Raw genomic sequence first — 14914 nt, 5'->3', positions numbered from 1 at the left:
CCACCACGGTACGTCCGGTTAACGCTTCCGGTAGATGTCGGCGACCCAGGCCTGCTTGCAGAATCGGTCCTGTGCGGAGGGTGGGTCGACGCCCGCTTCCGTCAAGGCCTGGTTGGTCTTCTCGGCTTGCCCTGGGGGAACGTCGTCGTAGTTGAAGGAACACAGCGTGTTTCCGTCGGTGTACCAGGTACGGGCGGGCTCGGGTGGATCCGGCCAGTCCGCTGCCTGCACGAAGAGCGAGCCGAGTCCGACGACCTTGTCGTTGACGAACCGGTAGAGGGAAACCCTGCCCGAACCGGCGCCGGTACTGGCGTAGAACGCGGTGAAGTGTTCATCGGTGGTCCGGAAATCCGGATAGCCGATCACCTGTCCCGCGTGAGCGAACTTCCCATCTTTGTTGACCCGCCACACATTCAGGACATCGCCGTCGGAGCCCACGGTGTCCACCACGATCAGCTCATCGCGGCCGTCGCGATCCAGATCGGCCAGAAGCGGCGGAGTTCGTTCCGGTTTGTTGACGGGAACGGTAAAGGTCTGCCGCTCAGTTCCGTTGGGCTCGTACACCTTGACGGTGATGGGCGGCGTGCCCAGCACCTCGAATGTCAGCTTCGCCGAATCTTTGGACCTCAGCACGCAATCCAGTGCAGGGTCTGGATCGGGTTCGATGGCCTGCGGCTTGATCGACGAGCACAGCGGTAGAGAGTCCAGCCGACTCGGCACCGAGCTCGTCGGTGTTCCGGAGTGATGGATGCCACCATGTGTGCACGCCGCGAGGGCCAACCCTGCGGCGAGAAGTACGGTGGCGTGCCGCTGTGTCATGCGCACCTCATCGTGTGCCCTGCCGGTACAGCGTGGGCACCCACGGCTGCAGGCAGAAATGTTCCGCGGCCGTGGCTGGGTCGACGCCGGCTGCGCGTAACGCATCCATCCGTGCCCCCAGCGCTCCCGGCGGGTCATCGGAGACGTTCATCGCGCATTTGACGTTGGCGTTGAGGCGCCACTTCGGATCGTCGAGTGGCTTGTTGTCGACGCGCCTCTCGGTGTCCAGCAGTGCCAGCACCGCCAGCTTGTTGTCGACGAACCGGAACAGCGCTGCCACCCCGGCGTCGGCGCCGTTGCGCGAGAAGATTCCGATGAATCGATCGGATGTCAGCCAGAACCTCGGGACGCCGAAAATCGTTCCGGTCATGTCGAATTGATCGGAGTTGGGCCGCGACCGCCATACATCCATGAGGTCGCCCGCGGGGTCGCCGGTCGCCCTGACCACCAGCAGTTCCTCGCGCTTGTCCTGATCCAGGTCCTGCAGGAAGGGCACGCGTTGCTGGAAGATCGAATTGGGGACACGAATGGATTGCAGCTGTGCGCCGCTGCCGTTGAACACACGGATGGTTCCTGCTGGAGTGCCGAGCACCTCGAAGATCACCCCGCTGCCATCCGAGGTGCGAATTGTGCAGTCCAGCGCCGGATCGGGTTGCGGATTTCCGGGTTGGGCCGCGACGGTGTCGCAGGTCGGCAGCCCGGCCAATCGTCCGGCGTTCTGGTCGGCGGGCGGCGGCGCATGCTTGGCGTTGGCGTTGGCGATGGTGGTGGCCATCAGCTGGTCCAGCAGGCCCGCGTCCATCGGATCGGTGCCTTCCACCTCGAACACGACCGAGCGCACCCTGGCGAGCAGGATGCGTTGTCCGCGCACCCCCGACGACTGTTTGTCGGCGGAGGTGTCATCGAGGTCGGTGCCGGCGCTGGTGTAGACGTAGGTCTGCACTCCGTCGACGATCGGTCCGGGCGCGAAGGTATCGGTGACGTGCCGATTACGCACCTCCGGCTTGGCGAATGTCGGGAACGCCTTGTCGTACTGACCGCATTTCTTGATCCAGTCGGTGGTCAACGCGAATACATCGGTGTCTTCGCGTTCACGATTCACCGTGACGACGATGCGGCCACCGGCAGGATCCGCTTCGTGCAGCGTCGAGGCCGCGTAATAGAGGTTCCAGTCCGAACCGTCCGGCGCCCTCGAAAAGGATTTACCGAACGGTGTGTACAGGCATTCGGGCGGCCGCGTCTCACCATCCGTCTGGCCATGCATGCCCAGCCCGGAGCCGTCATCGGAGGCGATGTCAGGTGTGCGCGTGTCCCCTTGTCCGGGAAAGTCCGCAGCCACAGGCAGTAGACCGGCAAGCTCGGCATTGTTCCGCCCGCCCAGATCGGTGTGGTTGGGGTGAAACTTGCCGCGATACTCGGGAAACAAACCCGGATAGCTGCGGGCGGGGGCGGCCGTCGTCGATGACGTCGATTGTGATGGGGTGAGTTCGCGTGACCCGGACGTATCGATACACCCCGATACCGTGGTGACCGCGAGTACCGCAGCGACCCGGGCCAACAATTTCTTGGCCGTTGTCTTCTGTGCACGTGTCATCGTTGCCCCTCCGCCAGCGAATGGTTCAGACCCTACGCGCCGAGCAGAACGGCAGCACGGATTTGTAGCTGGGAGCGTGGCCGCATTCGTCGGTACGCTCAAGGCATGTTCGCCTTCACCACGCCCACGGACGTCAACGACCTGCTGGCCAAGGTCGACACCGCGCGTCACCGGGGAGTACCCCGGGACTGCATCCTGGAGCTCGACCTGCTCGAGGTGCCGCCGGAAACCGCCAACTTCGATCCACTGGGCCTGGTCTTCTCCGGGGCGAGCAGGCCACTGTCGCTGCGGCACACCATCGCCGCCATCCACCGTGCGATCGACGATCCGCGGGTGGCCGGTCTCATCGCCCGGGTGCAGATCCCGCCCGCCGCAGCCGGAGCCGTCCAAGAGCTCCGGGCCGCCATCGAGGCGTTCAGCGCGGTCAAGCCGAGCGTGGCGTGGTCCGAAACCTATCCGGGCACCCTGGCCTACTACTTGGCGTCGGCCTTCGGCGAGGTGTGGATGCAACCCTCCGGCACCGTTGGACTCATCGGATTCGCGGCCAGCGGAACCTTCCTGCGCGGTGCTCTCGACAAGGCCGGGGTTGAGGCGGAGTTTCTCACTCGCGGTCAGTACAAATCGGCGGCCAACCTGTTCACCGAGGACGGCTACACCGAGGCGCAGAGGGAAGCCGATGGGCGGCTGCTGGAGAGTCTGTCCGAACAGGTTCGCGACGGTGTCGCCGTATCACGCAAGCTCGACCCGGCCGAGGTGGACGCCCTGGCAGACCGGGCGCCGTTGCGGCGTACCGATGCGGTGGCGGCCGGTCTGGTCGACCGCATCGGATATCGCGATGAGGCGTATGCGCGCATCGGTGAATTGACCGGTGTGCAGGCCGAGAAGGAACCCCCGCTGCTGTATCTGGCGCGCTATGCCCGAGCCACCCGGCCACAGGTGCCGAGCCTGCCCGCCCTGCCCGGGCGGGCGTCGCGGCGGACCATCGGCGTGGTCACCCTGGCAGGTCCGATCGTGAGTGGCCGCAGCGGGCCTCGGCTCTTTCCGCCGGGTCCGGCCAGCGGGGGTGACGTGATCGCCGAGGCGCTGCGTGACGCCGTCGCCGACGATTCGGTGGCCGCCATCGTGTTGCGTGTGGACAGCCCCGGCGGCTCGGTCAACGGGTCGGAAACCATTTGGCGAGAAGTGATGCGGGCGCGTGAGGCGGGCAAGCCGGTGGTGGCGTCCATGGGTGCGGTCGCCGGATCCGGCGGCTACTACGTGGCCATGGGTGCCGACGCGATCCTCGCCAACCCGGGCACCATCACCGGATCCATCGGGGTGATTACCGGAAAGTTCATCACCCGGGGACTCAAGGAGAAGCTTGGGGTCGCCTCGGACACCTTGCGTACCAACGCCAATGCGGATGCGTGGTCGAGTAACGAACCGTTCACCGATGAGCAGCGTGATCTCGTCGAGGCCGAGATCGACATGCACTACGAAGATTTCGTGCAACGTGTCGCCGACGGGCGAAACCTCAGTGTCGACGCCGTGAAAGCGGTTGCGCAGGGCCGGATCTGGTCCGGCAGGGATGCGCTGGAGCACGGCCTGGTCGATGAGCTCGGTGGGTTCCGCGACGCGGTGGCCAAGGCCAAGAAGCTCGCGGACATAGATGCCGACGACGATGTTCGGATCGCGAACTTCCCGAGTTCACCGCTGACCGCGATGCTGCGGCAGCGGGCGTCCTCGCAGCCCGCCGCCGCAGCCGTCACCGATGCGGTGCTCGGGCGGGTGGCGCAGCTGGCACTGGAAACGGTGCAGCGCGCCCAGCGGTCCATCGGCGGAGCACAGACCATGATGTTGGGCGACTACCGCTTCTAGTCGCACCGCACCAGCATGTTTCGCCGGGGCCGGAGCTGACACCGACTAACGTGTCGAGTGCAGCTGCCGGCGGAAGGGCGTGGTGTGAACACCGAACTGACCGTATTTCAGAGACGTGTGCTCGCTGTCCTCACCGCGGTGGGTATCGCGGTGGGTATCTATTTTCTGCGCGGCTACTTCATCTTGATCGTCGTCGCTGCGGTAGCCGCGTATCTGTTCACACCGGTGTATCGGCGCCTGGGCCGGCGATTCGGCTCGGGTGTGGCCGCTACCCTGACGCTGCTATGCGCACTGGGATCGGTGGTGGTCCCGGTCGGTGCGCTGGTTTACGTTGCGACCGTGCAGATCACCCGCATGGTCGACAGTGTCTCTAACTGGGTGGACGACACCGACATGACCGCACTCGGGCAGCGGGCGTTCGCGGTGGTCAACGACGTCTTGGCCCGGATCCCATTCGTGCACGTGCAGTTGACCCCGGACAGCCTGCGACAGTCGATCGCATCGTTGGCGGAGAACGTCGGGCAAGGGGTGCTGCAGGTGCTGCAGAGCGCGGTCGGCAGCGTCGCATCGGCGGTCGCGGCGTGCATCATCTTCCTGTACGTGTTCGTCTCGCTCCTGGTCAAGCAGGACGCGGTGCTTACCCTGCTGCGGCGGCTCAATCCGTTGGGGGAGGAGATCACCGACCTGTACCTCGACAAGATCGGCGCCATGGTGCGCGGAACGGTCAAGGGGCAGTTTGTGATTGCGATGGCGCAGGGTGTCGCGGGTGCCGCTTCGATCTATGTCGCCGGATTTCGGCAGGGTTTCTTCTTCTTCGCGATACTGCTCACCGCGTTGTCGATCATCCCGCTCGGGGGCGGCATCGTGACGATTCCGTTCGGTATCGGCATGATTCTCTTCGGCCACCCGATCGGCGGACTGTTCGTCATCGCCTGGCACCTGCTGGTGGTCTCCAACATCGACAATGTGCTGCGCCCCTTCCTGGTACCGCGCGGAGCACGGTTGGATCCCGCCTTGATGCTCTTGGCGGTCTTCTCGGGTATCGCGGCGTTCGGATTCTGGGGAATCGTGCTGGGGCCGGTGCTGATGATCGTCATCGTGACCACGATCGACATGTATCTCGCCGTCTATAAAGGGGTTCCATTTGAGAACTCCGATACCGACGAGCCCGAGGCGCCGAGGCGGACCTGGTGGAAATTGCTGCGTTCGCGTGTGGCGAGCTAGCCCAGGGTGGCGTCGACGTACACGATGTTCGGGAATATGGAGCGCAGCAATGGGTTCGGCGGCTCCAGGTTGAGCCGTGCGTAGAGCGCCTCGTTCTCCTCGGTGATGACTGACCATCCGTTTTCGGCCAGCCAGTCCGCCGCCATTTGGCGCTCTTCGGCGTAGACGAGCGACTCCAAATCCAAATCCAATGTGTCCCCCGCGAATTGACGAGTCAGCTCGCGTGCCTTGGAAAAATCGGCGGTCTCCAGACCGGGCACCTGCTCACAGACAAGGCGACTACCCGGCGCGCTGAGCTCGGTGATCGACGCGAACAACCGATCCTGTGCCTCCGGTGGCAGATAGATCAGCAGTCCCTCGGCAGACCACACCGTGGGTTGTTCGGGATCGAAGCCGGCCGCCTTCAAAGCCGATGGCCAATCGTCGCGTAGGTCGATCGCCACGGTCCGCCGCTCGGCGCTGGGCGACGCCCCCAATGCTGCCAGGTTGTCGGTCTTGAACGCGATCACATCCGGCTGATCGAGCTCGTACACGGTGGTGCCCGCCGGCCAATTCAGGCGGTAGGCCCGGGTGTCCAGTCCGGATGCGAGGATGACTGCCTGACGCACTCCCGCCGCCGTGGCGGACTCGAAGGCGGTGTCGTAGTACCAGGTGCGACTTGCCATTCCGTTGGCCATGCCGTCCGCGGTGATGCCCAACTGCACCAGACCCGCCATCTGCTCGGGGTCGAAATCACCCGAGGCCAGCTTGGTGAAGTACTCGATGCCGACGGCGCGCACCAGCGGCTCCGCGTAGGGATCGTTGATCAGTGCGTTGGGTACGCGACTGGCCAGCGCACGCTGCGCTGCCACCATCGTCGCCGTCGCCCCGACGCTTGAGGCCAGATCCCAGCTGTCGTCATCGGTCCGCGTCATCGAGGCTCCTTAGAGGTTGTCGGGGTGCCCCGACCATAGTGCGCTGCGGTCTGGGATTGCGCACCCTCGGGTCCGTGGCCTGCGCAAATTCGGTTGCGTGCGACCCGGACCGAGGTGTTTGCTGTTCCGGCACAGTGGGCGGCCGAGACATCAGGAGGTGAAGGTGGCCGATACAGCGGTGCGGCCACCCGCGGCCGCGACACCGGACAGCGTGATGAAGCTGCACCGGCATTCCATGGCGCTCGACGGAAGGTCCTACACGATCATCACCCTGCGCGCCGATGTCGATGTGCGCTTCTCCACCAACCGGTTTCATGAAACGTGGCACGTGCTATCCGATGAGTCCGGCGCCAAGATGCTGGCGCGGCTGCTGTGGGGCCTGGCCTATCAGCGGCAGCCCGGCACGCTGGTCCTCATCGACCGTGCGCATCTCGATCCGAATCCGTTCGATGCCGAGCCCGCGGACCCGATCGTGCTGCTGCCGTCGCATCTGACCGTGCTCACCCGGCAGGCGGCCAGGGCATTGCGTCGGCGGCCGCCGACCACACCCGACGGGACCGTGCGCTGGCGCACCCATGGGCTCGACAGCCGGGCAGCTGAGTTCCGGGCGTGGCGGCAGATGCCCGCGGGGCAACGGGAGTACCCGCACACGCCGGCACCCACCGGGTGGGAGAGCGCCGAACGAATCGGCGGAGTACTGGTGTTGGCGGGTGGGCCGCAGACATTGCGACAGTGGGCCACCCATGCCGAATTGATGCGCATCACGGAGCCGTGGCATACGGACTATGAGTACCTGGCCGACCGCGACGGCGAGATTCAGATCTTCCTGAACTATCGCCGCGAGGTTGCCATCGCGGAACAGGCGCGAGCCGACGTTCTGTCGGAGCCGTATCCGGCGGATATCGAGCAACTGCGAGAACGTATTTGGCAGCGGGCCGCGCAGATTCGGTCTCACCACGTGGGAAATACCGGTGAACGTTCGGTGACCAGCCCCGAATCACGGACGCGCGGTGGTAATTTCGGCCGGTGAATGCCATGAGGTGGATTGCTGCCGTCGTATTGTCCGTTGCGGCATGCAATGTGGGCGCTCCCACCGCGTCCGCAGCGCCGGGATGCCGCCAGTTGGACCCCACCTTGCCCTGGTATGGCGATGTCAGGGAACGGCTACAGGTGGCGATCGACGCCAACAGCACCTGCACCGGGACCTGGAAGCGTCCCACCAAGGCGATCGCGCTTTTCGACTGGGACAACACCGAAGTCAAGAACGACATATCCGACGCGACCCTGGCCTGGATGCTGCGGCACGACAAGATCCGCCAACCGGGGGACTGGCACTCCACCAGCCGCCACATCACCGAGGTCGCGGCCACCGCACTGCGTGAGGCATGCGGCACCGCAACCCCCGCGGGCCGGCCGCTGGCCACTTCGACCAACGCGGCATGCGCCGACGAGATCCTGGCGATCCGCGAAGGCAAGACCCATGACGAACAGGAAGCCTTTACCGGATACAACCAGCGCTGGAGCAACGGCGCGTACGTGTGGACAGTCGCACTGACCGCCGGCTACACCGCCGACGAGGTGGCCCAATTCGCGCAGGCGGCCAAACGCGAGAACCTGGATGCGCCGATCGGAGCCACTCAGACCATCGGCACCACCACCGTGCCGGGGTATGTGCGGGTCTACCCGCAGATCAAGGATCTCATTGCCACCCTGCAGGCCCATGGCGTCAGCACCTGGGTGATCTCGGCGTCCTCGGAGGTCGTCGCCAAGGTGTGGTCACCGGAAATCGGCATTCCGGCAAACCAGGTGATCGGCGTGCGCAGCGTCTACGACGCCAACGGACGGCAGACACCGCACGTCAAGGGCTGCGGCGGACAACCCGATGGTGCCGACACGGTGATCACCTACGTCGACGGCAAACGCTGCTGGGCCAACCAGGTGGTCTTCGGTGTGCAGGGCCCCGCAGCCTTTGAGCCCTACGACGTCGACAAACGGCAGATTCTTGCGGCCGGGGACTCGACCACCGACGTCACCTTCGTCGACGACGCCACCGCCGCGCACCTCGTCATCAACCGGAACAAGACCGAACTCATGTGCCGGGCCTATGACAACGCCGACGGCAAATGGTTGATCAATCCGATGTTTATCGACCCCTATCCGCAGCGTATGGAGCCGTACCTGTGCGCGACGGACGGCCGGACCAATCCGGATGGCAGTACGGGGCCGCTGCTGCGTACCGATGGCACGGCCATCCCCGACCAGAAGGACACCGTCTTCTCCACCGGTATGTAGCGAACTGTTAGTCTCGTATCCGGCCCGGGCGTGCCCTGACGGCCGCCGAAACGGTTACCCAACGCTGGGATCACCAGCTGATTCATCTAGCAGATCACATGGCGAGCTGCAGGATGCGCAGGAGGATGTGTGCTTTCCGCTTTTGTCTCTGCTCTCAGGACAGCTGACCTGAGGCGGAAGATCCTCTTCACGATCGGGATCGTGATCATTTATCGGCTGGGCGCGACCCTGCCGTCTCCCGGCGTGAACTACGCCAACGTCAAGTACTGCGTCGAACAGGTCAGCAGTGGCGACTCGGCGCAGATCTACTCGCTGATCAACCTCTTCTCGGGTGGCGCGCTGCTACAGCTGTCGGTTTTCGCCGTCGGCGTGATGCCGTACATCACCGCCAGCATCATCGTTCAGCTGCTCACCGTGGTCATTCCCCGGTTCGAGCAGCTGCGCAAGGAAGGCCAGTCCGGCCAGGCCAAGATGACGCAGTACACCCGCTACCTGTCGGTCGCGCTGGCTCTGCTGCAGTCCACCTCGATCGTCGCGCTCGGTGCCAGCGGAAACCTGCTGCAGGGCTGTGACCGCAAGGACGAGATCGTCTCGGACCAGTCGATCTTCTCGCTGAGCGTGATGGTTCTGGTCATGACCGCCGGTTCCACCTTGGTGATGTGGCTCGGTGAGATGGTCACCGAACGCGGAGTCGGCAACGGTATGTCGCTGCTGATCTTCGCCGGCATCGCGGCTCGGATTCCTGCCGAGGGCAAGACCATCCTCGACAGCCGCGGCGGCGTCACCTTCGCCGCCGTATGCGTGGCGGCGCTCCTCATCGTGGTCGGTGTCGTGTTCGTCGAACAGGGTCAGCGCCGCATTCCCGTCCAGTACGCCAAGCGCATGGTCGGTAGGCGCATGTACGGCGGCACCTCCACGTACTTGCCGCTGAAGGTCAACCAGGCCGGTGTTATCCCGGTCATCTTCGCCTCCTCACTGTTGTACATCCCGGGTCTGATCACGCAGCTCGTGCGCAGCGGCGGGAAAGACAAGACCGGCTGGTGGGATCGATTTGTCAGCACCTACCTGACCGATCCCAGCAACTACTGGTACATCGCGATCTACTTCACGCTGATCGTGTTCTTCACGTTCTTCTACGTGTCGATCACCTTCAACCCCGACGAGCGTGCCGACGAGATGAACAAGTTCGGTGGCTTCATCCCCGGTATTCGCCCCGGCCGTGCGACCGCTGACTACCTGCGCTACGTGCTCAACCGCATCACGTGGCCGGGCTCGATCTACCTGGGTGTCATTGCGATCTTGCCGAACCTGTTCCTGCAGATCGGGAACTCCGGTGGTATGCAGAACCTGCCATTTGGTGGAACTGCGGTACTGATCATGATCGGCGTCGGCCTCGATACCGTGAAGCAGATCGAAAGCCAGTTGATGCAGCGTAACTACGAAGGGTTCCTGAAGTGAGAGTGGTGTTACTCGGCCCGCCAGGGGCAGGCAAAGGTACGCAGGCGCAACTGATTTCGGAGAAGTTCGGCATTCCGCAGATCTCCACCGGCGACCTGTTCCGGTCGAACATCAGCGAAGGCACCGAGCTGGGAATCCAGGCCAAGCAATACCTGGACGCCGGTGACCTGGTGCCCAGTGAGGTCACCAACAAGATGGTCGAAGCGCGCCTCGACGAGGCCGACGCCGCCGACGGCTTCATTCTCGACGGGTTCCCGCGCACCGTGGACCAGGCTGATGCGCTGGCCGCGATGGAAGAGGCTCGCGGGGTCAAGATCGACGCCGTGCTGGAGTTCCGGGTGCCGGTGGAAGAGCTCGTGCAGCGGCTGCTGGGCCGCGGCCGCGCCGACGACACCGAGGACATCATCCGCAACCGACTCAACGTGTACCGCGCCGAGACCGCACCGCTGCTGGAGTACTACCAGAACGTGCTGCAGACCATCGATGCCGTCGGCACCGTGGACGAGGTGTTCGCGCGGACATCGCAGGCTCTGGGCCGGTAGCAGGCGAGTCAGTAGTGGGTCGTTAGTGGGTCTCTTCGGCCGCAAGAAGACGGTGGAGCAGCGCACCGCCGGGGAACTCGATGCCATGGCTGCCGCGGGCGCCATCGTGGGCGCCGCATTGGTCGCCGTGCGTGATGCCGCGAAGCCGGGCGTTTCGACGCTGGAGCTTGATCAGGTCGCCGAGTCGGTGATCCGGGATGCCGGCGCGGTGCCGTCATTCCTGGGCTACCACGGCTTCCCGGCCTCGATCTGCTCCTCGGTCAATGATCAGGTGGTCCACGGAATACCTTCGGCGACAGCGGTCTTGGCGGACGGTGACCTGGTCTCCATCGACTGTGGCGCGATCCTGGACGGCTGGCACGGGGATTCCGCATGGACCTTTGCGGTGGGCACGGTCATTCCCGTCGACGAGGCGCTGTCGGAAGCCACCCGCCTATCCATGGAGGCCGGCATCGCGGCGATGATTCCGGGAAACCGGCTGACCGATGTCTCCCACGCGATCGAGCTGGGCACCCGGGCGGCCGAGAAGCAGTTTGACCGGGCATTCGGAATCGTGGATGGCTATGGCGGCCACGGCATCGGTCGCTCGATGCACCTGGACCCGTTCCTGCCCAATGAGGGAGCCCCCGGCAAGGGGCCTCTTCTCGCGGTGGGGTCGGTGCTCGCCATTGAACCGATGCTCACGCTGGGCACCACTCAGACCCGGGTGCTGGCCGACGATTGGACCGTCGTCACCACCGACGGATCGCGGGCCGCGCACTGGGAGCACACGGTGGCCGTCACCGAGGACGGCCCCCGCATCCTGACACTGCGCCCCTAGCTACTTGCCCTTGATGGACGCCGTGCGCTCCGTGGTGAAGACGGCCACGCAGGCGATCGAGTGGTCACCCTGCGCCCATGAACGTTTGGTGGGATAGAGGTAGGTGATCTCGACTCCGTCGTCCTCGAATGCACTGGGGGAGTAGCTTTCCAGCGCGGTGCTGCAGCCCTCGTTGCCCTTCTCGTCCAGCACGGACTGTGGGGGTACGGAAGTTCCGGACAGCGGCAACAGCGCGTACACCTCTGCCTTGTGGGGCTGCGCACACGGGATGGCCTTGGTCGTCGTGTAGAAGTCTTTGTCACCCAGATCGGCCACGCAGTCACCCACGCGCAATTGGGTCACGTCCATATCGCCGGACTGGGTGACGTGTCCGGAATCGTCACGCTTGGGCTTGTCGTTGATGCCCACCGCGATGACGACAATCGACGCGATCACCCATATGGAGCCGAGCACTATGCCCGCGATGGCCAACCCGCGGCCGTTCTGGCCGGTTCGCTTGATCTGGTTCAGACCCAGGATGCCGAAGATGATGCCCAGGATTCCGCCGAGGCAGGGGATGATGCCGAAGATCAGCGCCGTGATGGCAAATCCATTGGTGCTCCGTGCGCTTTCCACGGGGGGATAGGCGCCCGCCGCGGGATAGCTGTAGGGCGCCGACGGGTAACCCGGAGGTGGCGGTGGGTACCCACCCGCCGGGTTCGTCTGGGGATAGGGCGGATAAGGCTAGACACCCGCAGGCCCGGCCGGGGGAACGGGTGGATATCCGCCTGTCGGTGGTGGTCCGACCGGCGGGTATCCGGGGACCGTCGGCGTCGGATACGGCGGAAACTCCGGTGGCCCGGGATCCGAGGGCGGCGGCCCCGAAGGCGGTTGCGTCATGTACGGACTTTAGCAAACACGCGGTGGCGTGGGAAGATTCGCCGATCAGTCGGAAAGATCCGCCAGGAAGGTTTGCACCTCGGATGCGATGGGAAGCAGACCCAACTCCCGTGCATCGAGTAATGATGGTGCGGCACTGTCCTTTTCGGAAACTACTAGCGAAAGCTCGGTGCCGTCGGGCCTGCTGGTCGGCCATTGGATCGCGACAGTGGGATCTAGCGGATCGATGCCATGTTCGCGGCCGGGGGCATACCCGGCGGAGCACAGGTAGACCACCGTTGAGGCGTCCTCGAGCGCGAGGAAACCGTGGCCGACACCCTCGGGCACGTAGACCGCCCGGCGGTCTCGGGGGTCCAGCAGCACCGCATCCCACGCGCCGAATGTCGGTGAACCAACGCGGATATCGACCACGACGTCATATACGGAACCGGTCAGACAGGTGACGTACTTGGCTTGCCCGGGTGGCACGTCGGCGAAGTGGATCCCACGCAGCGACCCGGCCGCCGATACCGAGCAGTTGGCCTGTTGCAGATCGAACGGGTGGCCGATGGCCTCGGCAAGCGCTGCGCCCTTGAACAATTCGAGGAACACCCCACGGCTGTCGTGATGCTGCACCGGGGTGATCTCGAAGGCGCCGGGCACCGATAACTCACGAATCTGCACGTCACTGCCCCTGTTTCGCGTAGCGGGCTTCCACACCATCCTTGATGGGACGCCACCAATCCTCGTTGTCCTGGTACCACGAGATTGTCTCGGTCAGCCCGCTGGTGAAGTCGAGATGTTTTGGCTTCCAGCCCAATTCATCCCGCAGCGGGGTGGGGTCAATGGCGTAACGCAGGTCGTGGCCCGCGCGGTCGGTGACATGGTCGAAGTCGTCCGGCGACTTGCCCATGAGTTCGAGAATGGTGCGCAACACCGATAGGTTGTCTCGTTCTCCGTCGGCACCGATGAGATAGGTGCGTCCGATGGCGCCGTCCTCGATGATGCGCCATACCGCACTGTTGTGATCGTCGACGTGAATCCAGTCCCGGACGTTGGCCCCGGCCCCGTACAGGCGCGGACGACGGCCCGTCAGGATGTTGGTGATCTGCCGTGGAATGAACTTCTCCACATGCTGATATGGCCCGTAGTTGTTGGAGCAGTTGGAGATCGTCGCGCGCACTCCAAACGATCTCATCCAGGCGCGTACCAACAGATCCGCCGAGGCCTTGGTCGCCGAGTACGGGCTCGACGGGTTGTATGGGGTGGTGTCGGTGAACCGATTCGGGTCATCGAGCTCGAGATCGCCGAACACTTCGTCGGTGGAGATGTGGTGCAGCCGCACATCATGGCGGCGCACTGCTTCCAGCAATGTGTAGGTGCCAATGATGTTGCTGTGCAAGAACGGTGACGGGTCCGCGAGCGAGTTGTCGTTATGCGTTTCTGCGGCGAAATGCACCACCACATCGTGGGCAGAGACCAGCCGATCCACCGTCTCGGTGTCGCAGATGTCGCCCTGCACCAGCTCGACAGACGCAGCGACCGGGCCCAACGACTCACGGGTACCGGCGTAGGTCAGAGCGTCGAGAACGGTCACCGAGACGTCGGGACGCTCACGGACGGTCGCATGTACGAAGTTGGCTCCGATGAAACCGGCGCCGCCGGTCACCAAGATTCGCATGCACTAACCCTAGTGGGGGATCACCGAAGCGTGTCCGCCAACGAGGTCAATGTGTCGACCAACCCCTTATCGCCCAGGACCTGAATGAGTACCTGGTCTGCGCCGGCGTCCAGGTGTTCGTGCAATCGCGCGGCGATTTCCTCGGCCGTTCCGTGTGCCACCACGGCGTCGATGAAGGCATCACTTCCCGGCGAGGTGACGTCTTCGTCGCTGAAACCAAGTCTCTTCCAGTTGTTTACGTAGTTGCTCAACTGAAGATAGAAGTCGACGGTGCGTCGGCCGATCTCACGTGCGCTCTGTGCGTCGGTGCTGAGAACCACCTTGTGTTCGGGAATGAGCAGCGCGTCAGGGCCGATAATCTCCCGGGCTCCCCGGGTGTGCTCGGGCGTCGTCAGATAGGGGTGGGCACCGGCGGTGCGATCCGCCGAGAGCTTCAGCACCTTGGGCCCCAGTGCGGCCAACGCCCGGCGTTCCTTGGGTACGCCCGCGGCATCCAACCCGTCGAGGTACTCGACAAGGGCGTCGTACGGCTTGCGGTACTCGGCCGATGCCTCCGGATGCCCGGCGCCCACCCCCAGGAAGAACCGTCCCGGGTGGGCCGCCTCGATCCGGTGGAACGAGGCCGCTATCTCGTCGACGGGAGACGTCCAGATGTTCACGATGCCGCTCGCGACCGTGAGATTCTGGGTCGCTTCCAGCAGAGGCTCTACATACGCAAGATCTGAGGTGAACACGCCCCCGATCCACACCGAGCCGTAGCCGAGATCCTCGATGGCCTTGGCCTGCTCCGGTGTGACCGGACCGCCGTTCCATATTCCATACCGGCTGAGGTTCGATTCGCCCATGTCGCGTCCC

The 14914-nt window shown here is 64.4% G+C and carries 13 protein-coding genes and 1 pseudogene; 7 read left to right on the top strand and 7 right to left on the bottom strand.

The annotated features are described in order from the left end of the window. Positions 1-18 precede the first annotated feature (18 nt). Complete coding sequence (locus MSTE_RS19425) at positions 19-819, bottom strand: hypothetical protein (protein ID WP_096506126.1); 801 nt, start codon at positions 817-819, stop codon at positions 19-21. 7 nt (positions 820-826) lie between these two features. After that, positions 827-2413 carry a sensor domain-containing protein gene (locus MSTE_RS19420; protein ID WP_096503699.1) on the bottom strand — a complete coding sequence of 529 codons (1587 nt, stop codon included), beginning with the start codon at positions 2411-2413 and terminating at the stop codon, positions 827-829. Positions 2414-2518: 105 nt separating this feature from the next. On the opposite strand from MSTE_RS19420, the gene sppA reads away from it, so the two are divergent. After that, complete coding sequence (gene sppA / locus MSTE_RS19415) at positions 2519-4270, top strand: signal peptide peptidase SppA (protein ID WP_096503697.1); 1752 nt, start codon at positions 2519-2521, stop codon at positions 4268-4270. A gap of 84 nt (positions 4271-4354) precedes the next feature. After that, positions 4355-5494, top strand: coding sequence for an AI-2E family transporter (locus MSTE_RS19410; protein ID WP_096506124.1), 1140 nt, complete (start codon positions 4355-4357; stop codon positions 5492-5494). On the opposite strand, the gene MSTE_RS19405 is transcribed toward MSTE_RS19410, so the two are convergent. After that, on the bottom strand, positions 5491-6408 hold the full coding sequence (locus MSTE_RS19405; RefSeq protein ID WP_096503695.1) for a class I SAM-dependent methyltransferase: 918 nt from the start codon (positions 6406-6408) through the stop codon (positions 5491-5493). The two genes, MSTE_RS19410 and MSTE_RS19405, sit on opposite strands and share 4 nt — an antisense overlap. Positions 6409-6571: 163 nt before the next feature. Here MSTE_RS19405 and MSTE_RS19400 point away from each other — a divergent pair, with 163 nt between their 5' ends. The 5 genes from MSTE_RS19400 (at position 6572) to map (ending at position 11520) form a co-directional block, all read left to right on the top strand. Continuing rightward, complete coding sequence (locus tag MSTE_RS19400; protein WP_096506122.1) at positions 6572-7438, top strand: hypothetical protein; 867 nt, start codon at positions 6572-6574, stop codon at positions 7436-7438. Positions 7439-7443: 5 nt separating this feature from the next. Beyond that, on the top strand, positions 7444-8700 hold the full coding sequence (locus MSTE_RS19395; RefSeq protein WP_096506120.1) for an HAD family hydrolase: 1257 nt from the start codon (positions 7444-7446) through the stop codon (positions 8698-8700). A 129-nt stretch (positions 8701-8829) separates the two neighbouring features. Further along, positions 8830-10158, top strand: a complete 1329-nt coding sequence (secY, locus tag MSTE_RS19390; RefSeq protein WP_030096726.1) for a preprotein translocase subunit SecY — start codon at positions 8830-8832, stop codon at positions 10156-10158. After that, positions 10155-10700, top strand: a complete 546-nt coding sequence (locus MSTE_RS19385) for an adenylate kinase (RefSeq protein ID WP_096503693.1) — start codon at positions 10155-10157, stop codon at positions 10698-10700. The genes secY and MSTE_RS19385 overlap by 4 nt, the downstream gene beginning before the upstream one ends. Positions 10701-10725: 25 nt before the next feature. Continuing rightward, on the top strand, positions 10726-11520 hold the full coding sequence (gene map, locus MSTE_RS19380) for a type I methionyl aminopeptidase (RefSeq protein WP_096503691.1): 795 nt from the start codon (positions 10726-10728) through the stop codon (positions 11518-11520). Here map and MSTE_RS19375 read toward each other — a convergent pair. The 4 genes and pseudogenes from MSTE_RS19375 to MSTE_RS19360 all read right to left on the bottom strand — a co-directional run bounded on the left by MSTE_RS19375 (position 11521) and on the right by MSTE_RS19360 (position 14904). Beyond that, positions 11521-12399, bottom strand: a pseudogene (locus MSTE_RS19375) (DUF4190 domain-containing protein). It lies immediately after the preceding gene. A gap of 45 nt (positions 12400-12444) precedes the next feature. After that, positions 12445-13062 (bottom strand): dTDP-4-dehydrorhamnose 3,5-epimerase family protein, encoded by a 618-nt coding sequence (locus MSTE_RS19370; RefSeq protein ID WP_096503687.1) that lies wholly within the window; start codon positions 13060-13062, stop codon positions 12445-12447. Between the two features lies 1 nt (position 13063). Then, positions 13064-14059 (bottom strand): dTDP-glucose 4,6-dehydratase, encoded by a 996-nt coding sequence (gene rfbB / locus MSTE_RS19365; protein WP_096503685.1) that lies wholly within the window; start codon positions 14057-14059, stop codon positions 13064-13066. A gap of 20 nt (positions 14060-14079) precedes the next feature. Further along, positions 14080-14904: an LLM class F420-dependent oxidoreductase gene (locus tag MSTE_RS19360; protein WP_096503682.1), complete on the bottom strand. Its 825-nt coding sequence runs from the start codon at positions 14902-14904 to the stop codon at positions 14080-14082. Positions 14905-14914: the final 10 nt, after the last annotated feature.

Source organism: [Mycobacterium] stephanolepidis (assembly GCF_002356335.1).
Taxonomy (GTDB): domain Bacteria; phylum Actinomycetota; class Actinomycetes; order Mycobacteriales; family Mycobacteriaceae; genus Mycobacterium; species Mycobacterium stephanolepidis.
This window is presented reverse-complemented; position numbering and strand designations above follow the sequence as displayed.

What these genes read in the sequence shown, in the direction of transcription:
- MSTE_RS19420 (WP_096503699.1), bottom strand. Translation starts at nt 2,413, where the DNA reads ATGACACGTGCACAGAAGACAACGGCCAAGAAATTGTTGGCCCGGGTC.
- MSTE_RS19425 (WP_096506126.1), bottom strand. Translation starts at nt 819, where the DNA reads ATGACACAGCGGCACGCCACCGTACTTCTCGCCGCAGGGTTGGCCCTC.
- rfbB (WP_096503685.1), bottom strand. Translation starts at nt 14,059, where the DNA reads ATGCGAATCTTGGTGACCGGCGGCGCCGGTTTCATCGGAGCCAACTTC.
- MSTE_RS19360 (WP_096503682.1), bottom strand. Translation starts at nt 14,904, where the DNA reads ATGGGCGAATCGAACCTCAGCCGGTATGGAATATGGAACGGCGGTCCG.
- MSTE_RS19395 (WP_096506120.1), top strand. Translation starts at nt 7,444, where the DNA reads ATGAGGTGGATTGCTGCCGTCGTATTGTCCGTTGCGGCATGCAATGTG.
- MSTE_RS19405 (WP_096503695.1), bottom strand. Translation starts at nt 6,408, where the DNA reads ATGACGCGGACCGATGACGACAGCTGGGATCTGGCCTCAAGCGTCGGG.
- sppA (WP_096503697.1), top strand. Translation starts at nt 2,519, where the DNA reads ATGTTCGCCTTCACCACGCCCACGGACGTCAACGACCTGCTGGCCAAG.